Raw genomic sequence first — 20,738 nt, 5'->3', positions numbered from 1 at the left:
GGACCTCCCTTGAGGGGAATGGGCCCGGGCTCGAGGCCCGGGCCTGGTGTGAATCACATCACGAGGCTGCGTCCTCCAGGTCTCGCGCGAGCTGCTCCACCAACTCGGAGACTCGCGGCGCGCTCAACATCGTGAAGTGGTCGCCCGCGACGTCGTGCACCGAGAGCACCCCGGTGAGCCACTCGCGCCAGCCGCGGTCCTCGCGCAACGGGGCCTCGTCGGGAGACCGGGTGGCGCGGAAGAGCACGGTCCGACCCGTGTAGACACCGTCTGGCACATGGCGACGCTGGGCCTCGGTGAGTCGCTGGTAGACGTTGAAGAGCCGCTCAGCCGTGTCGAGTTCCAGCGTGTGCAAGGCCGGAGCGGCGAGTCGCAGCCGTGGCAGCACCTGGGCCAGCACCTCTCGCGCTCCCAGGCGCTCCAGCCGCCCCACCTCCAGTGAGGCGTCTTCCCAGGACACGCCGAGCATCTGACCGAAGCCGGCGAGCAGCGTGAGCGTGTCGGGCTTGGGCATCGGCTGCCGCGTAGGCGCGCGGCTGTCGAGCAGCACCAGCAGGTCCACCTTCTCTCCCGTGGCCTCGAGCAACCGCGCCATCTCGTGTGCCACGACGCCGCCGAAGGACCAGCCGCCGAGGAGGTACGGCCCCCGAGGCTGCACCGTGCGGAGCTGTGCGAGGTAGTCGCGCGCCAGCGCCTTCACGGAGGACTCGGGAAGCTCGCCGCCCTCCATGCCGGACGCGGACAGGCCGTAGATGGGCCGCTGGGTACCGAGCTCACGAACGAGCTCGGTGTAGCCCAGCGCCGCGCCTCCGCCGCCGTGGACGAGGAAGAGGGGCCGCTCTGTCGACGTGCCGGTGTCCAGGCGCACGAGGTTGGGAGTGGGCCGTGGAGCCTGCTCGCGTTGCTCCACCCGTCGAGCCAGGCGCTCCACGGTGGAGGCCTGGAAGAGGGCTGACACCGGCAGCGAGACACCCAGCCGCTCGCGCAGCAGCGACATGAGGCGGACGGCCAGCAGGGAGTGGCCGCCGAGGGCGAAGAAGTCGTCGGTGGCGCTCACCTTCTGCCTGCCGAGGAGCTCGCGCCAGAGCGCCGCGATGGTCTCCTCGCCAGGGTTGCGCGGAGCGACGTACTCGCTGCTCGTGGAGGACATGTCCGGAGCGGGCTGGGCCTTCGGGTCCACCGTGTCGTCGAAGCGGCCGAGGTAGACCAGCTCGCCGTTGTCCCGTCTGCGCACCTTGTCGCCCGTGCGGTAGAGGCGGGCGCCAGGCGTGGACGAGAACGGGTCTGGGAGGAACCGCTCGGCGGTGAGGCCAGGCCCGCTGAGAGAGCCCCGGCTGACGCCCGCGCCTGCGAGGAAGAGCTCGCCGGGAACCCCCAGGGGAACGGGCTGCATGCGTGCATCGAGGACGTGGGCCTGCACGTTGGCCAGCGGGGTGCCGACGGGCCGGGGGGCGGAGAGCTTCTCCCAGTAGGACTCGTCAATGGCCTCTCCGTGGATGGCGCCCTCCCAGGGCCGCTCGCGATGGGTGTCGTTCCAGCGAGTCAGCATCTGCTCGCGCTCGGCGACGGGCATCAGCGGAAGCTCGCCCACATGTGTCTCGGGAGCGTGGATGGCGGCTTCCAGCAGCGTGGCGAAATGTCCCGCCATGTGAGTGATGGTGGACTCCTCGAACAGGTCGGTCCGATAGGTCAGTGCGCCGGAGAAGCCCTCCGGCGTTTCGGCGAGCGACAGCGTCAGGTCGAAGTGGGTGGAACGCACGTCGGGCGCGACGGACTGGACGCTCAGCATCGCGGTGCCTTCGCCGGCCTCCAGCGTGTCCGTGGGGGTGTTCTGGAGGGTGAACATCACCTGGAAGAGTGGCGAGTAGCTGAGGCTGCGCTGGGGCTTGAGCTCCTCGACGAGCTTCTCGAAGGGGACGTCCTGATGTTCATAGGCGGCGAGCGTGGAGGCTCGCACCTGGGAGAGGAGCTGACGGAAGGAGGCGCGCGGCTCGACGCGGGAGCGCAGGACGAGGGTGTTGACGAAGAAGCCGATGAGGCCCTCCAACTCGGAAGCCCTGCGGCCGGCGATGGGGGAGCCGATGGAGATGTCGTCCTGCCCGGAGTAGCGCGAGAGCAGGAGCTGGAAGGTGGCCAGCACGCCCATGAAGAGGGTGGCGCCCTCCTGCTTGCAGAAGGCTTCCACGGCGCGAGCGAGGGCCCCGGGAATCTGGAAGTCGACGGTGCGACCGTGGAAGGACTGGAGCGGTGGGCGAGGGAAGTCGGTGGGCAGCTCGAGAAGCGCGGGGGCTCCCGCGAGCTGGTTCTTCCACCAGGCCACCTGCCGGGAGAGGACATCGTCCTTGAGCCACTGGCGCTGCCAGAGGGCGTAGTCGGCGTACTGGAGCGGCAGCTCGGGAAGGGGGGAGTGGAGTCCCTGGCGGAAGGCTTCGTAGAGGGTGACCACTTCTCGGACGAGCAGGCCCATGGACCAGCCGTCGGTGACGGCGTGGTGGAGGTTGAGGAGCAGCACGTGCTGCTGGGGTGCGAGGCGCAGCAGGGAGGCGCGAAGCAGGGGGCCGCGACTCAAGTCGAACGGGCGGACGGCGTCCTGATGCGCCCGCTCGCGAGCGAGGGCCTCACGCTCCTCGACGGAGGAGAGGTCCTCCACGAGGAGCGCGAAGGGAGCCGGGGGGGAGATGTGCTGGAAGGGAGCGCCGTTGTCCTCGGCGAAGGACGTGCGGAGGGCTTCGTGGCGGCGGAGCAGCTCCGAGAAGGCGCGCTGGAGGGACGGGACGTCGAGCGCGCCCTCGAGGCGGAGGGCCGTGGGCATGTTGTACGTGGGAGTGCCGGGCTGGAGCTGCTCGAGGAACCAGAGGCGCTGCTGCGCGAAGGAGAGAGGCAACGGTGCGTCGTCTCGCGGTGCGGGGAGCAGCGGCGGGAGCGCGGACGCCTCGGTGGCGCGCTCGACGCGGAGGGCGAGCAACTCCAGGGTGGGCGCCTCGAAGAGAGCGCGCAGGGGGAGCTCCAGGGCGAAGATGGAGCGGATGCGCGACATCAACTGGGTGGCCAACAGCGAATGGCCGCCGCGCTCGAAGAAGTGGTCATGACGGCCGACAACCGGGAGGCGGAGGACATCGGCCCAGAGGGCGGCGAGGCGCACCTCGGTGGGTGTGAGCGGAGCGACGAAGGCGTCGGCGCCGGGGGGCGCTTCGGGAGAAGGCAGGGCCTTGCGGTCCACCTTGCCGTTGGTCGTCAGAGGGAAGGACTCCAGGGCCATGAGCGCACCGGGGACCTCGTAGGCCGGGAGTCTCTTGGTGAGGTAGGCGCGGAGGGCCGCGGGCTCGGGCGGGCGTGAGTGAGCGGTGTAGTAGGCGACGAGGCGCTGGTCTCCTGGGACATCCTCGCGGAGGAGGACCAGGGCTTCACGGACGTCGGGGTGGCGGGCGAGGGTGGCTTCGATTTCGCCCAGCTCGATGCGGAAGCCGCGCAGCTTCACCTGGAAGTCGAGGCGGCCGAGGAACGCGAGCTCTCCATCAGGGAGCCAGCGCACCTTGTCTCCCGTGCGGTACATGCGCGCGCCGGGGACGGAGCTGAACGGATTGGGGACGAAGCGCTCCGCGGTGAGGGACGGGCGCGCGAGATAGCCACGCGCGAGGCCATCTCCGGCCAGGAACAGCTCTCCGGAGACACCCACGGGGACAGGCTGGAGGTGGGAATCCAGGACGTAGGCCCGCACATTCGTCAGCGGTGAGCCGAGCGAAGGACGCGGCGCTCCGCGTACCGCGCGCGCCGTCGAGTCCACCGTGCACTCGGTGGGCCCGTAGACGTTGAAGGCGGTGATGCGTGGATGGGTGGCGAGCCGCTCCCAGAGGGCGTCGTCCACCGCCTCGCCTCCGACGAGGACTCGCAGGGCTCGATTGGAGGCCAGCCCCTCATCGAGCAGCAGACGCAGGTGGGACGGCGCGCAGTCGAGCACGTCGATGTGGTGTTGCTCCACCCAGTTCACCAGTCGGGGCGCGTCCTGGCGAACGGCCTGGGGCACCACGCACAGGGTGTGGCCATCGGAGAGCTGGATGAGCTGCTGGACAGACGCATCGAAGGCCAGCGGCGCGTTGAGGCTGACTCGCAGCGGGCCTTGCAGGCCGGCGAGCGCCGTGGACGCGAGGGCCGCATGCAGATTCATCACGGAGGCGTGCTGAATCATGACGCCCTTCGGATGCCCGGTGCTGCCCGACGTGTAGATGACGTAGGCGAGGTGCTGGGGCGCGGAGACACGGAGTGGCGCGGTGTCCGCTTCACTGGCGAGCATCTGGGCCACGTCCGGGTCATCCATGCGGAGGACCTTGACGGACGGCGTCTCCAGTCGCTCGGCCAGGAGTTGCTGCGTGAGGACGAGCGTGACGCCGGAGTCGCGGCGCACGAAGGCGAGCCGCTCGCGAGGATGGGAGGGGTCCAGGGGGACGTACGCGCCGCCCGCCTTGAGGACGCCGAGGACGGCGACAATCATGTCGACGCCGCGCTCCATGCAGATGGCGACGCGGGACTCGGGCCTGACGCCGTGAGCACGCAGCCAGTGGGCGAGCCTGTTGGCCCGACGGTCGAGCTGGTCGAAGGTGAGCGACGTCGTGTCGTCGAGGACCGCCAGCGCATCGGGTGTGCGAGCGACTTGAGCTTCGATTCGCTCGTGCAGCGCTCCTCCCCACGGCAGCTCGCGGTGCGTGTCGTTCCACGTCACGAGGAGCTGCTCCCGCTCCGCATCGGAGAGGAGGGACAGCGAACCCAGGTCCGCATCGGGCGTGGTGACCACGGCCTTCAGCAGGGTGATGAGGTGCCCCGCCATGCGCGCGACGGTCCGCTCGTCGAACAGCTCCACGCGGAAATCGAGCGCTCCTCCGAGTCCCTGGGATGTCCGGGCGAGCGAGAGCGAGAGGTCGAACTTCGCCTCCAGCCCCTCCACGCCCATCGGCGTGAGCTTCAGTGCTTCCAGCTCGCTCTGTCCGGAGCGGAGCGACGGCGCCTGTCGAGGCGTGTTCTGGAGCGCGAGCATCACCTGGAAGAGCGGCGAGTGGCTCAGGCTGCGCCGGGGATGGAGTTCCTCGACGAGCTTCTCGAACGGGACGTCCTGGTGCTCATAGGCCGCGAGCGTGGATGCACGGACCTGGGAGAGCAGCTCGCGGAAGGTGGAGCGTGGGGTGATGCGGGAGCGCAGGACGAGGGTGTTGACGAAGAAGCCGATGAGGCCCTCGGTCTCCGCCCGGTTGCGTCCCGCGATGGGCGAGCCCACGGAGATGTCGTCCTGTCCGGAGTAGCGCGAGAGCAGGAGCTGGAAGGTGGCCAGCACGCCCATGAAGAGCGTCGCCCCTTCGGCTTGGGTGAAAGACTCCAGGGCCTGGGTCAGCTCCTCGGGCAGGTGGAATGGCACCGCTCCGCCCTGGGAGGACTGGACCGCCGGGCGGGACCTGTCGGTGGGCAGCTCCAGCACGGCGGGCGCATCCGCGAGCTGGTTCCTCCAGTAGTCGAGCTGTCGCTGGAGCACCTCGCCGCGCAGCCACGCGCGCTGCCACGCGGAGAAGTCGGCGTACTGCACAGGCAGTGGCGCGAGGTCTGGCGACGTGTTCGTGGCGATGGCCGCGTAGAGCGTGACCAACTCGCGCACCAGCACGTCCATGGACCAGCCGTCGGAGACGATGTGATGCATCGTCACCAGCAGCATGTGCTCCTTCGCGTCCATCCGGAGCAGCGAAGCGCGCAGAAGCGGGCCGGTGGCCAGGTGGAAGGGCTTGAGCGCCTCCTCGTTGATGAGCCGCTGAGCCCGAGCAGCGCGCTCGTCCCCGTGCTCGCGGCTCAGGTCCACGAGCGGAAGTGAGAAGGCCGCGGCCGGGTGGATGACCTGCACGGGCTCGCCGTCATGAGACGGGAAGGTGGTGCGGAGGGCTTCATGGCGTCGCACCAGGGCGTCGAAGCTGGCCTCGAGCGCGTCCGCGTCCAGCGCCCCTTCCAGGCGCAGCGCCGCGGGCATGTTGTAGAGCGCGCTGCCGGGCTCGAGCTGGTCGATGAACCACAGGCGCTGCTGCGCGAAGGACAGCGGCAGTGCCTGGGTGCGGGATACGGGAATCAGGGGAGGCAACGCAGAGCTGCCCCCGCGAGCGTTCGCGTCGATGCGTGCGGCGAGGGACGAGACGGTGGGCGCCTCGAAGAGGGCTCGGAGGGGCAGCTCGACCTGGAAGACCGTGCGGATGCGCGAGGCGAGCTGGGTGGCGAGGATGGAGTGGCCGCCGAGCGCGAAGAAGGAGTCCTCGGCGCCGACGTGCTCGATGCGCAGCAACTCCGCCATGAGGGTTGCCAGCGTGCGCTCGGTGGCGTTGAGAGGTGCGACGTAGGAGTCGGTGCTCACGGCGTCCGGCGAAGGCAGCGCGGCGCGGTCGACCTTGCCGTTGGAGGACAGGGGCAGTGCCTCCAGCGAGACGATGGCCGAGGGCACCATGTACGCCGGGAGGCGTTCACCCAGATGTCCCCGCAGGGCGTTGGCGTCGGGGAGGGGGGCGCCTGAATGCGGCGCGACGTAGGCCACGAGCCGTGCGCCCAAAGGGCCCTCCTCGCGCACCACCACCACCGCGTCGCCGACGGAGGCATGCGTCCGCAGCGCGGATTCAATCTCTCCCAGTTCGATGCGGTAGCCACGCACCTTCACCTGGAAGTCGGCGCGGCCCAGGTACTCCAGCCGTCCGTCGGCGCCCCAGCGGACGCGGTCGCCCGTCCGGTACATCCGGGCTCCAGGCAGCGCGCTGAAGGCATCGGGGATGAAGCGCTCCGCGGTCAGCGCGGGACGCCGCCAGTAGCCGCGCGCCACGCCCGAGCCGCCGATGAACAGCTCACCCACGACGCCTACCGGCACCGGGCGCAGGTGGGCATCCAGGACGTACAGGCGGGTATTGGCGATGGGACGGCCGATGGAGATGGAACCGCTCGTCGCGTCTCCAGGGGCCACGGTGTGGACGCTGCAACCGACCACCGTCTCGGTGGGGCCGTACTCGTTGATGAGCAGGGTGTCCGGAGCGTGCTTGCGCCAGAAGGCCACGCCTTCGGCGGTCAGGGCCTCGCCGCCGATGACAAAGGCTCGGGTGCGACCGGCCGCCTCACCCTGCGTGAGCTGGTAGGAGAGCAGTTGCAGGTGCGTCGGCGTCAGCTTCACGAGGCTGAAGTCGCTGCCCTCGCGCAGGGCTTCACCCAGCCCCTCCACGCCTGCCTCCTCGGGCACGAGCACCACGGGTCTCCCTGCGATGAGCGGAGCGATGAGGCTGGTGACGGTCAGGTCGAAGGAGAGCGGCGAGTGGACCGGTGAGCCCGAGCCCTCGGCGATGCGGTACGCGTGCAGGGCCCAGGTGAGGTAGTTCACGACGCCCCGGTGTTCCACCATGACGCCCTTGGGGAGGCCGGTGCTGCCAGAGGTGTAGATGAGGTAGGCGAGGTCGTCGGCGGTGGCCAGGGGGGCCGGAGCAGTCGTGGGCTGCTTGCCCGCCGTGACGTCCCAGTCCTTGTCGACTCGGAGGACGGAGACTGTGTTCGTGAGCAGTGCGTCCGCGAGCGCGGCCTGGGTGAGGACAACGGCGACGTCGGTGTCTTGCAGGAGGAAGGCGATGCGAGAGTCGGGCAGGGCCGGGTCGAGAGGGAGGTAGGCGGCACCGGCCTTGAGGGTTGCCCAGAGGGCCACGACCATGTCGGGTGCGCGGCGGAAGTACAGGCCCACTCGTGAGCCTCGCCCGACACCCAGGTCGCGCAGCGCGTGGGCGAGCTGATTGGCGCGTGCGTCCAGCTCACGGAAGGTGAGCTGAGCGTCGCCCATGGAGACGGCGAGCGCGTCGGGAGTGCGAGCGACGGTTTCCTCGAAGAGGGCGTGGACGGTGGTGTGCGCGGGGAAGTCGGCGTGCGTGTCGTTCCACTCCACCAGGACGCGGTGCTGCTCGGCCTCGTCCATGAGTGGAAGGGACGCGACGGGGGCATCCGGCTGTTCCACCGCCGCGCGGAGCAGCGTGAGGAAGTGCGCCACCATGCGCGCGGCCGTGGAGGCATCGAACAGCGCGGCGGCGACCTGGAGGGCGCCTTCGTATCCAGAAGGTGCTTCGACGAAGGTGAGGTTGAGGTCGAACTTGGCGAGCGCGTCACCCTGGTCGACGGAATGCACTCGCAGGCCGGGCAGCTCCAGGCCTCCCATGGGCGTGTTCAGCAGGGAGAACATGACCTGGAAGAGCGGGGGGACATCGAGGACCCGCTCGGGCTGCAGCTCTTCGACGAGCTTCTCGAAGGGCACGTCCTGGTGCTCGAAGGCCCCCAGGGTGGTGGCGCGGACGCGCTCCAACAGCGCGTGGAACGAGGCTCGTGGGTCGACGCGCGCACGGAGCACCAGCGTGTTGACGAAGAAGCCGATGAGGCCCTCGGTCTCCTCGCGGTTGCGGCCGGCGATGGGGGAGCCGACGGAGATGTCGTCCTGGCCCGAGTAGCGGGAGAGCAGGAGCTGGAAGACGGCCAGCAGCGTCATGAAGGGCGTGGCGCCCTGGCGCTGTGAGAGCGCCTTGATGGCGTTGGACAGCTCGGCTCCCAGCGCGATGGGGAGGATGACGGCCTCGCGCGACGCGTGGGCGGCGCGGGGCCTGTCGGTGGGCAGCTCCAGCAGCGCGGGGGCTCCTTGGAGTTGCTGCTTCCAGTAGGCCAGCCGCGTCCGCAGCGCCTCGTCACGCAGCCAGCCGCGCTGCCACGCCGCGAAGTCGGCGTATTGCACGGACAGCGGAGGAAGCACGGCCGGCTCGCCGGAGAGGTGCGCCGCGTAGAGCGTGCCCAGCTCGCGCACCAGCACGCCGGAAGACCAACCGTCGGAGACGATGTGGTGGATGTTGGCGAGGAGCAGGTGCTCGCGCTCCGCCAGCTTGACGAGGCAGAGGCGGAACAACGGTCCGGAGGTGAGGTCGAAGGGGCGCTCTCCTTCCTCCACCGTCAGTCGTCGGGCCTCGGCCTGACGGTGGTCATCATCCAGGTGCCTCAGGTCGATGAGCGCGATGGAGACGGGCGCCGCGGGGTGGATGACCTGGGACGGTTGCCCGTCGATGGAGGTGAACGTGGTGCGGAGCGCCTCGTGGCGTGAGACGACGTCGGAGACCGCTCGCTCCAAGGCGGCGATGTCGAGTGTCCCCTCGAGGCGGAGCGCCGTGAGGATGTTGTAGAGGGCGCTGCCGGGATCGAGCTGGTCGATGAACCACAGTCGCTGCTGCGCGAAGGACAGCGGCAGGGCGCCTGTGCGCGGTACGGGCGTCAGCGCCGGAACCTCCAGCCCCTGCTGCTCCTGTCGAGAGGCATCCAGGTACCGGGCCAGTCCGGCGACGGTGGGGGCCTCGAAGAGCTCCCGCAGCGGGAGTTCGACGTTGAAGGCGGAGCGGATGCGGGAGACGACCTGGGTCGCGAGGAGGGAGTGGCCTCCCAGCTCGAAGAAGTCGTCCCGCGGGCCCACTCGCGAGACACCGAGCACCTCGGCGTAGATGCCCGCGAGCACCTCCTCCGTGGCGGTGCGTGGCATCTCGGGCGTCTCTTGAGGCTGAGTGCTGACTCCGGGCGGAGGGAGGGCCTTGCGGTCGACCTTGCCGTTCGCTGTCAGCGGCAGCTCCGTCAGCGTGACGATGGCCGACGGCACCATGTACGCGGGGAGCCGCTCCTCGAGGAAGCCGCGCACGGCGCCCGTGTCCAGTCCATGCTCCGAGGGCACCACGTAGGCGACGAGTCGCTTGTCGCCCGGCACGTCCTCGCGCACGACGACGATGACTTCGCCGACACCCGGGTGCTGGCGCAGGGTGCTCTCCACTTCACCGGGCTCGATGCGGAAGCCACGCACCTTGACCTGGAAGTCGGCGCGGCCCTGGAACTCCAAGGTTCCATCCATCCGCCACCGGGCCTTGTCACCCGTGCGGTAGAGCCGCGTGCCCGGCGCCCCGAAGGGATGGGGCACGAAGCGCTCCGCTGTGAGGTCCGGCCGCCCGAGGTAGCCCCAGGCGAGGCCGTCGCCTCCGACGTACAGCTCGCCCGTCACTCCGGGAGGCGTCGGCTGGAATGAGCCGTCCAACACGAAGGCGGAGGAGTGAGGCACCGGCCCGCCGATGGGGACCGAGTCGCCCACCGCATCACCCGCGCGCAGGGCATGTGTGGCGGAGAATGTGGTGTTCTCGGTGGGGCCGTAGCCGTTGATGAGGACGCCGCTCGGAGGCAGCAGCGCGAGGTGTTCGCGCACGCGCCGCGCGGGCAGCACGTCTCCACCCGCGAGCACCTGGGAGACGCCGGTCAGCGCCTGAGGCTGATACGTCACCATCTGCTCGTAGAGGGCAGCGGTGAGCCAGAGCGAGGAGATGCGGTGACGCGCGAGCAGCGCTCCCAGCTCCTCAAGGGACAGCGCTCCAGGAGGCGCGAGGACGAGCCGGGCGCCGTGAAGCAGCGCGCCCCAGAGTTCGAGCGTGGAGGCATCGAAGGCGACGGGGGCCGCCTGGAGCCAGACCTCGTTGGGCCCGAAGCGGATGGCACCGTGAGGCTGCACGAGTCGGACGACGCCCCGGTGCGGCACGCAGACGCCCTTGGGCTCGCCGGTGCTCCCCGAGGTGAACATGACGTAGGCCAGGGAGTCCGCGCTCGCGGGCACCTCTGGGGCCGAGTCTGGCTGGCGGGCGATATGCGCGGCCTCTTCGTCCATGACGACGAGCACGACGCCCAGCTCCGGCAGCTCGTCTGCCACCGACGACTCCGTCAACAGGATGGCGGAGGAAGACTGGCGCAGGACCCACGCCATGCGCTCGGTCGGCCAGGTGGCATCCAGTGGGACGTACGCGGCTCCCGCCTTGAGGGTGCCGAGCAGCGCGACCACCAGGTCCACGGAGCGCTTCAGGTGCACGGCGACGCGGCTGCCGGGCTGAACGCCCAGTCCGCGGAGATGATGGGCGAGCCGGTTCGCGCGCGCGTCGAGCTGCGCGTACGTGAGGCTCGCGTCCTCGGACTCGACGGCGACGGCGTCCGGAGTGAGCGCGGCCTGTCGGGCGAAGAGTTGATGGATGGCTGCGTCACGCGGGTACTCCGCGGCAGCGGCGTTCCACCGCGTCAGGACCTGATGCCGCTCCTCGGAGGACAGCAGCGACACGAGGCCGAGCGGGCGCTCCGGCGCGGCGGTGACCGTCTCCAGCAGCACGGCGTAGTGGCGCATCAGCCGCTTCACCGTGTCCGCATCGAAGAGGTCGGTGTTGTAGTTGAGGGCGCCGGAGAAGCCCTGCGTCCCCTCCTCCAGCAGGAGGCTGACCTCGTACTGCGACGTGGTGATGTTCGCGGTGAGCGGAGCGAAGGAGAGCCCCGGGAGCTGGATGGCCTCGACCGGGGTGTTCTGGAGGGTGAGGGTGGCCTGGAAGAGCGGGCTGCGAGCGAGGTCGCGCTGGGGCTGGAGCTCCTCGACGAGCTTCTCGAAGGGGAGGTCCTGGTGCTGGTATGCGGCCAGCGTGGCGCTCCGCACGTGGGCGAGGAGCTGGAGGAAGGAGCCGCGCGCGTCGATGCGCGAGCGCAGGACGAGCGTGTTGACGAAGAAGCCGATGAGGCCCTCCGTCTCCCCCTGCTGGCGGTTGGCGATGGGGAAGCCCACGGAGACGTCGTCCTGGCCGGCGTAGCGGGCGAGCACGAGCTGCCAGGCCGCGAGCAGCACCATGAAGGGTGTGGCGCCCTCGCGCTGGGCCAGCGCTCGCACGGAGGCGCTCAGCTCGCCCGTCAGCGCGACAGGGAGCAGGGTGCCCTTGTGGGACTGGACGGCCGGACGAGGCCTGTCCGTGGGCAGCTCGAGGACACCCGAGGTGCCCGAGAGGTGTTCCTTCCAGAAGTCGAGCTGACGCTGGAGCATGTCGCCGCGCAGCCAGGTGCGCTGCCATGCCGCGTAGTCGGCGTACTGCACGGGCAGCGGAGGCAGCGCGGCCGGAGTGCCCGTGGTCCGAGCCACGTACAGCGTGGCCAGCTCGCGCACGAGGACGCCCGTGGACCACGCGTCGGAGACGATGTGGTGCATCGTCACCAGGAGCACATGGGCCTGTGCGCCATGCTTCAGCAACGAGGCGCGCAGGAGCGGCCCCGTGGAGAGGTCGAACGAAGCGAGGGCGTCCGCCGCGATGAGGGCTTGCGTCCGCGCCTGTCGCTCCTCTTCGGACAGCGCGCTCAGGTCCACCACGGGCACGCTGAAGTGCGAGGCGGGGCGGATGCGCTGCACGGGCGCACTGTCACGCATGGCGAAGGTGGTGCGCAGCACCTCGTGGCGGTTCACCAGGGCGTTGAAGGCATGCTCCAGCGCTCCGACCTCCAGTGCACCCTCCACGCGCAGCGCCGTGGGCAGGTTGAAGAGCGGCGTGCCCGGGGAGAGCTGGTCGATGAACCACAGGCGCTGCTGGGAGAAGGAGAGCGGCAACGCCTCCGTACGAGGTACGGGAAGCAGGGGCGGCACCGCCGGAGTCGTCTCCCCCCGGCTGGCGTCGATGCGCGCGGCGAGGCCCGCCACGGTGGGGTCCTCGAAGAGGGCGCGCAGGGGGAGGTCCACCTGGAACGCGGCCCGGATGCGAGAGGCGAGCTGGGTGGCGAGCAGCGAGTGGCCTCCCAGGGTGAAGAAGCTGTCCTGCGCTCCCACCTGCTCGACGCAGAGGATGGCGGCCATCAGCTCCGCCAGCGTCTGCTCCGTGGGCGTGCGGGGGGCGATCCACGCAGCCTCCACTTCGGCCTGCAGGTCTGGCGCGGGCAGCGCCTCGCGGTCCAGCTTGCCGTTCGGCGAGAGGGGCAGCGCATCCAGCACCACGAAGGCCGCGGGTACCAGGTGCTCAGGCAGTCCGGTCAGCAGTCCTCGCCGGAGCTCCGTGGCCTCCAGCGTGCTCTCTGCTCGTGGCACCACGTAGGCGACCAGCAGGTCGTCGCGCACCAGCACGACGGCCTCCTGGACGCCCGGCTGTCGCAGGAGCGCGGCTTCGACTTCACCTGGCTCGATGCGCAAGCCGCGCAGCTTCACCTGGGAGTCGAGGCGGCCGAGGTGCTCGAGGGTTCCGTTCGCGAGCCAGCGCGCCCTGTCGCCGGTGCGGTAGATGCGGGCACCGGGCTCGGTGCTGAACGGGTTTGGGATGAACCGCTCGGCGATGAGGTGGGGCTGGTGCGGGGCGCCGCGCGCCAGACCCTCGTCGCCCAGATACAGCTCGCCGGGCACGCCCGTGGGGACCGGCCGCAGGTCCGCGTCCAGGACATAGGTCTGGGTGTCGTTCCACTCTCCGAGGACGCGTCGCAGCTCGGCCTCGTCCATCAGCGGCAGGGCGGAGAGTGACTGCTCGGGGTCCGCCACGGCCGCGCGGAGCAGGGTGAGCAGGTGCTCCACCATCCGCGCCATGGTGGCGTTGTCGAACAGGTCGACGTTGTAGTCGAGCGTGCCCACGAAGCCCGCTGGCGTCTCCGTCAGGGTGAGGTTCAGGTCGAACTTGAGGGGCATCTCGTGGTCCCCCAGTCCCTCCAGCCGCAACCCGGGCAGCTCCAGCGCGCCCATGGGGGTGTTCAGCACGGAGAACATGACCTGGAACAGCGGCGAGTAGCTGAGGCTGCGCTCGGGGTGCAGCTCCTCGACGAGCTTCTCGAAGGGCACGTCCTGGTGGTCGAAGGCCTCCAGCGTGGTGCGCTTCACCTGCTTCAGCAGCGAGGCGAAGGAGGCGCGTGGCTCCAGCCGCGCGCGCAGCGCCAGCGTGTTGACGAAGAAGCCGATGAGGCCCTCGGTCTCCCCCCGGTTGCGCCCGGCGATGGGCGAGCCGACGACGATGTCGTCCTGGCCGGAGTAGCGCGCGAGGAGCACCTGGAACGCGGCCAGCAACGTCATGAAGGGCGTGGCGCCGTGCTGCTGCGACAGGGTCTTGATGGCGTCGGAGAGGTCCGTGGACAGCACGACGGCGCGCTGAGCGGCGTTGCGCGTCTGGACGGCCGGACGGGGTCTGTCGGTGGACAGCTCCAGCAGCGCCGGAGCGCCTTCGAGCTGTCGCTTCCAGTAGCCCAGGCGCGTGCGGAGCGCGTCGTCGCGCAGCCAGCCCCGCTGCCAGGCCGCGAAGTCGGCGTACTGCACGGGCAGCGGAGGCAGCTCCGCCTGTGTCCCTGACAGGTGCGCCGCATAGAGGGCGCCCAGCTCTCGCACCAGCACGCCCGTGGACCAGCCGTCGGAGACGATGTGGTGCATCGTCGAGAGCAGCACATGCTCCCGCGCTTCCACTCGCAGCAGTGTGACTCGGAAGAGCGGACCCGTGGCGAGGTCGAAGGGGGTCAGGGCCTCTTCGCGGGCGAGGCGGAGCACCTCGGCCTCGCGCTCGGCCGAGGGCAGGGTGCTCAGGTCCACCACCGGCAGCGTCACGGGCGCGGCCGGATGGATGTGCTGCACGGGCTCCCCTTCGCGCGAGGCGAAGGTGGTGCGCAGCGCCTCGTGGCGCTCCACCACGTCGGAGATGGAGTGCTCCAGCGCGGCCACGTCCAGGTCGCCCACCAGCCGGAGCGCGGAGGGCATGTTGTACAGGGCGCTGGCCGGCTCCAACTGGTCGATGAACCACAGGCGCTGCTGAGCGAAGGACAGCGGCAGCGCGTCCGTGCGCGGCACGGGCACGAGCGGGGGCAGGCCCAGGCCTCGCCGTTCCAGGCGCAGGGCGTCCACCTGCCCGGCCAGCGCGGAGAGCGTCGGGGACTCGAACAGCTCACGCAGGGCCAGCTCCAGGTCGAACGTCGCCCGGATGCGCGAGACGACCTGGGTGGCGAGGAGCGAGTGTCCGCCCAGCTCGAAGAAGTCGTCATTCCTCCCCACGCGCGGGACGCCCAGCACGTCGGAGAAGATGCTGGCCAGCGCCACTTCGGTGGCACCGACAGGCACCATGAAGGCGTCAGCGCCCGAGCCCTCCAGCTCCGGTGCCGGCAGGGCATTGCGGTCCACCTTGCCGTTCGGAGTCAGCGGCAGGGACTCCAGGCACACCAGGGCCGAGGGCACCATGTACTCGGGCAGCTTCTGGCGCAGGAAGTCCTTCAGCCCCGCCATGTCGGCGTCGGGCGCCACGACATAGGCCACCAGTCGCTTGTCGCCGGGCGCATCCTCGCGCACCACGACGACGGCCTCGCTCACGCTGGCGTGCAGCCGCAGGACGCTCTCCACCTCGCCCGGCTCGATTCGGAAGCCGCGCACCTTGACCTGGAAGTCCGTGCGGCCGAGGAACTCCAGCGTGCCGTCGTCGCTCCAGCGCACCTTGTCGCCCGTGCGGTAGAGGCGCTCGCCCGCATTGAACGGATGGGGCACGAAGCGCTCGGCCGTGAGGTCCGGACGGCCCAGGTAGCCCCAGGCCAGTCCGTCTCCTCCCGTGAACAGCTCGCCCGGCGCACCAGGGAGCACCGGCTCGAACCGCTCATCCAACACGTAGACGCGGGTGTTGGAGATGGGGCGGCCAATGGGCACGGAAGCTCCGATGACGTCGCCCGCTTCCATCCGGTGGCACGCGGTGAACGTCGTGTTCTCCGTGGGGCCGTAGCCGTTGACGAGCACGGCGTCGGGAGCCATCCGCGACAGGTGTTCGCGCACGCGCCGCACGGGCAGCACATCGCCTCCCGCCAGCACCTGTCGCACGGAGGCCAGGGCCTCGGGTTGATGGATGGCCATCTGCTCGAAGAGGGCCGCCGTCAACCACAGGGTGGTGACGCGGTGGCGCACCAGCACCGCGCCCAGCTCTTCCAGCGTGGGCGTGTGAGGCGGGAAGAGGACCAGGCGCGCGCCATGGAGCAGCGCGCCCCAGACTTCCAACGTGGAGGCGTCGAAGGAGATGGGCGCGAGCTGGAGGAAGACCTCCTGGGGGCCAAAGTGGATGAACTCGCCGCTCATCACCAGTCGGGTGATGCCTCGGTGGGGGATGGCGACGCCCTTGGGCTGCCCCGTGGAGCCCGAGGTGAACATGACGTACGCGAGGCTGTCCGCGTCAGCGCGAGTGTCGAGCGCCGACACAGGCTGGAGGGCTACCTGCTCCCAGTCGGAGTCGAGGCAGACGAGGAGCGGGACGTAGGCGGGCAGCTCATCGGCGAGCCGCTCCTGGGTCACGAGGACGGACGCGCCCGTGCTCGCGAGCATGGCGGACAGCCGCTCCGCCGGATAGGCGGGGTCGAGCGGAACGAAGGCCGCGCCCGCCTTGAGGATGCCCAGCAGGCCCACGGGCAGCTCCAGGCTCCGCTCCAGGCACAGGGCCACGCGAGTCCCCGGCGTGACGCCCAGGGTGCGCAGATGGTGCGCGAGCTGGTTGGAGCGCTCGTCGAGCTCCCGGTAGGTGAGCATGCCCGTCGTGGACTCGACGGCGATGGCGTCCGGTGTGCGCGCCGCCTGCTCGGCGAAGAGCTGATGCACTCCCGCTTCGCGCGGGTAGTCGCGCTGTGTCCGGTTCCACTCCACCAGCACTCGCTCGCGCTCCTCCTGTGTCACCAGGGAGAGCGAGGACAGCAGGGCCTGGGGCCGGGCCAGCATGGACTCCAGGGCCGTGGCCCAGTGGCGCAGCACCCGCTCCAGCGCCGGCGTCTCGAAGCGCTGCGTGTCGTAGACGAGGCGCAGCTCCAGCCGAGGGCCGGGCAGGACGATGGCCACGAAGGGCACGTCGGACTGTTCGGCGCTGGCGAGGTCGCGGACCTGGAAGTCGCTGCCGCCGGAGTAGACGGCGTCGTCGACGGGGTAGTTCTCGAAGACGTACAGGCTCTGGAACAGCGGCTGGCCGCGAGGCACGTCGCTCCAGGCCTGGATGCGCGCCAGTGAGGCGTGCTCGTGCTGGTTCAGCGCCTGCATCTGGGCGTGTTGCGAAGCGAGCCACGCCACCACCGGCATGTCGGGCTCCAGCCGGCTGCGCAGGGGCAACGTATTGATGAACAGGCCCACCATGTGCTCGATGCCCGGCACGTCGGCGGCGCGGCCGGACACGGTGGTGCCGAAGATGACATCGCGCTCACCGGAGTAGCGGGCGAGCACCAGCGCCCAGGCGCCCTGCAGCACGGTGTTGGCCGTGAGCTGGTGCTGGCGTGCGTACGCGTGCAGCGCCTGGGTCGTCTCGGCGCTCAAGAGGAGCCCTCGCTCGCCCTGCGCGTACGGTGCGTCCTTGGTGTCGGGGAGCCTGGCGCCGGGGAGTGGCGTCGGCGCGGTGAAGCCCTGGAGGGCTTCGCGCCAGTGGGCCTCGCTGTGCGCGGTGGGGTCCTCTCGCAGCCAGGAGATGAAGTCCCGGTACGCGGGAGCGGCCCCCAGCGCGGGACGCTGGCCCTTGGAGGCGGCGTCGTACGAGGCGAACAGTTCCTTGAAGACGAGGCCGAGGCTCCAGCCGTCCATCAGCAGGTGATGCGAGGACCAGAGGACGCGGTGCAATCCATCATCCAGCTTCACCACCGTCAGGCGCATCAGGGGCGACTGGCGCAGGTCGAAGCCCCGGACGCGGTCCGAGGCCATGAGGGCATCGAAGCGGGCCTTCTGCTCGTCCGGAGTCAGGCCGCGCCAGTCCAGCTCCTCCCAGGGCAGCGCGACGCGCGGGCTCACCACCTGAAGCGGTTCATCCAGCCCTTCCCAGACGAACGCGGTGCGCAGGGGCGCATGGCGCTCCACCACCGTCTCCCATGCGCGGCGGAAGAGCCCCAGGTCGATGCGCGCGCCGAACGTCCAACCGAACTGCGTGACGTACACGCCCGAGCCCGGCGCCATCAGCGACTGGAACAGCATGCCCTGCTGGAGAGCGGACAGCGGGTAGACGTCCTCCACGGGCAAGCCCGGTGGGAGCACCCTGTCCTGCGTCGCCTGCGTCAGCCGCGCCAGCGGGAAGTCGGCCGGGGTGTAGCGCAGGGCATCGGACGTGGCGCGGCCGGAGACGAGCAGGCGCAGCGCATCCTTGAAGGACTCCACGAGCGCGAGCGCGGTGGCCTCGTCGTGGAGGTCGCGGCTGTACGTGAGGGAGAGGTGGAGTTGTCCCCCCTGGACGACGGCTGACACGTCGAGCAGGTGCGCGCGCGGCGCACGCGGGCTGATGGATGGACCCTGGGCCTCTGGCGCGAACGTGAACAGCGAGGCGTCGCTGGAGGTGGAGTCCACCTGGCCCAGATAGTTGAGAGACACCTCGGGGACGGGCAGGTCGCGCAGCCGCGCATGGGTGTCGTCCTCGCGCAGGTGGCGCAGCAGGCCGTGTCCCAGGCCGTTGGCGGACAGGGTGCGCAGCGCGTCCCGAGTGGAGCGCACGGTGTCACCGGGACTGTCCCCGGCGCCCACCTGGAGAAGGACCGGGTAGAGAGAGGTGAACCAGCCCACGGTGCGTGACAGGTCCACGTCGGTGAAGAGGTCCTCGCGGCCGTGGCCTTCGGCTTCGACGAGGAAGCGCGACTGGCCCGTGCGCATGGCCAGGGCACGGCCCAGCGCGGCCAGCAGCACGTCCTGGAGCCGCGCGCGGTATGCCGCGGGCACCTCACGCAGCAGCAGGCCCGTGTCTCCGGCGTCGAGACTCGTGGAGACGGTGTGCGAGGAGGCGACGGTGTTCAGCCCCTCCGCCCTGTCTCGGGGCAGCGGGAGGACGCGCGCGCGGGCCTCGTCCAGCCAGTAGGCGCGCTCGGCGTCGAGCGCCTCGGACCGGGCATGCGTGTGCAGGCGCTCGGACCACGTCTTGAAGGACGTCGTCTTTGCCGGGAGCGAGGGCGCCTCGCCACGCAGGGCCTGACGGCAGAGTGTCTCCAGGTCTTCGACGAGGATTCGCCAGGAGACTGCGTCGACGACGAGGTGGTGGGCCACGAGCAGCAGTCGCGCGGACTCCCCTGGGCCGAAGTCGAAGTGGACGGCGCGCAAGAGCGGCGCCGAGCCCAGGTCGAAGGACCTCTGCGCCTCGGTGGCGATGGCTTCCACCCGCGCGGTCCGCTCACCCGTGGATAGCGAGGACACGTCCTCCCGGCGCAGCGACGGGGTGTGCTCCAGGCCCGTGCCGTGCTGGCTCCACCGGCCGTCCACCTGGACGAAGCGGATGCGCAGGGCGTCGTGGTGCTCCGCCAGCTTGCGCAGGGCGGCTTCGAGGACAGAGGGCTCCACCGGCTCGCGCAGCCGCAGCATCAGCGCCTGGTTGTAGTGGTGCGGCTCGGGATTCGCGCCCTCGAGGAACGCGCGCTGGATGGGCGTGAGGAGCACCGGGCCGACGACGGGCGTTTGCTCAGCGGTGGTGGCCTGGAGCCGGGAGACCTCGGGGGCCAGGGTGGCGATGGTCTGCGACTGGAAGAGCTGCCGGGGCGCGAAGTGCAGACCGGCACGACGGGCGCGCGCGACGAGCTGGAGGCTGATGATGGAGTCGCCGCCCAACTGGAAGAAGTTGTCGTGGATGCCGACGCGCGGGACGCGCAGCACCTGGGCCCACACCGTGGCGAGGGCCTCCTCCATCTCGTTGCGAGGCGCGACGTAGGAGTCGGTGCTCAGGGCGTCCGGCGAAGGCAGCGCTGCGCGGTCAACCTTGCCGTTGGAGGACAAGGGCAGCGCCTCCAGCGCGACGATGGCCGAGGGCACCATGTACGCCGGGAGGCGCTCACCCAGGTGCGTCCTCAGCACGCCGATGTCGGGGAGGGAAGCGCCGGCATGCGGCGCGACATAGGCCACGAGCCGTGCACCCGACGGGCCGTCCTCGCGCACCACCACCACCGCGTCGCCGACGGAGCCATGTGTCCGCAGCGCGGATTCAATCTCTCCCAGTTCGATGCGGTAGCCCCGCACCTTCACCTGGAAGTCGGCGCGGCCCAGGTACTCCAGCCTGCCGTCGGCGCCCCAGCGGACGCGGTCGCCCGTCCGGTACATCCGGGCTCCGGGCTGCGTGCTGAAGGCGTCGGGGATGAAGCGCTCCGCGGTCAACGCGGGACGCCGCCAGTAGCCGCGCGCCACGCCCGAGCCGCCGATGAACAGCTCACCCACGACTCCCACTGGAACGGGGCGCAGGTGGGCATCCAGGACGTACAGGCGGGTGTTGGCGATGGGACGGCCGATGGAGATGGAACCGCTCGTCGCGTCTCCAGGGGCCACGGTGTGGACGCTGCAACCGACCACCGTCTCGGTGGGGCCGTACTCGTTGATGAGCAGGGAGTCCGGAGCGTGCTTGCGCCAGAAGGCCACGCCTTCGGCGGTCAGGGCTTCGCCACCGATGACAAAGGCTCGGGTGCGACCGGCCGCCTCGCCCGGTGTGAGCTGGTAGGAGAGCAGTTGCAGGTGGGTGGGAGTCAGCTTCACGAGGCTGAAGTCGCTGCCCTCGCGCAGGGCTTCACCCAGCCCCTCCACGCCGGCTTCCTCGGGAACGAGCACCACGGGTCTTCCCGCGATGAGCGGAGCGATGAGGCTGGTGACGGTCAGGTCGAAGGAGAGAGGCGAGTGGACCGGAGAGCCGGAGCCCTCGGCGATGCGGTATGCGCGCAGGGCCCAGGTGAGGTAGTTCACGACGCCCCGGTGCTCCACCATGACGCCCTTGGGGAGACCGGTGCTGCCGGAGGTGTAGATGAGGTAGGCGAGGTCGTCGGCGGTGGCCAGGGGTGCTGGCGCCGTCGTGGGCTGCTTGCCCGCCGTGACGTCCCAGTCGTCGTCGACGCGGAGGACATGGAGCGCGCTCGCGGGCAGCGCGTCCGCGAGCACCGACTCGGTGAGGACGATGGAGACGTGGGTGTCGTCCAGGAGGAAGGCGATGCGAGAGTCAGGCAGG

Annotated in this window: 1 protein-coding gene (only partly in view); it reads right to left on the bottom strand. The window is 70.3% G+C overall.

Going from position 1 to position 20,738, the window contains the following annotated elements; all coding sequences use genetic code 11:
* Positions 1-58: 58 nt before the first annotated feature.
* The coding region annotated (locus tag HUA76_RS40275; RefSeq protein WP_174463885.1) for a non-ribosomal peptide synthase/polyketide synthase crosses the window boundary (this coding region is incomplete at its 5' end): on the bottom strand, positions 59-20,738 show 20,680 of its 34,971 nt. The annotated region continues 14,291 nt past the right edge of the window.

The sequence above is a fragment of the Myxococcus sp. CA056 genome, assembly GCF_013336715.1.
Classification (GTDB): domain Bacteria; phylum Myxococcota; class Myxococcia; order Myxococcales; family Myxococcaceae; genus Myxococcus; species Myxococcus llanfairpwllgwyngyllgogerychwyrndrobwllllantysiliogogogochensis.
This window is presented reverse-complemented; position numbering and strand designations above follow the sequence as displayed.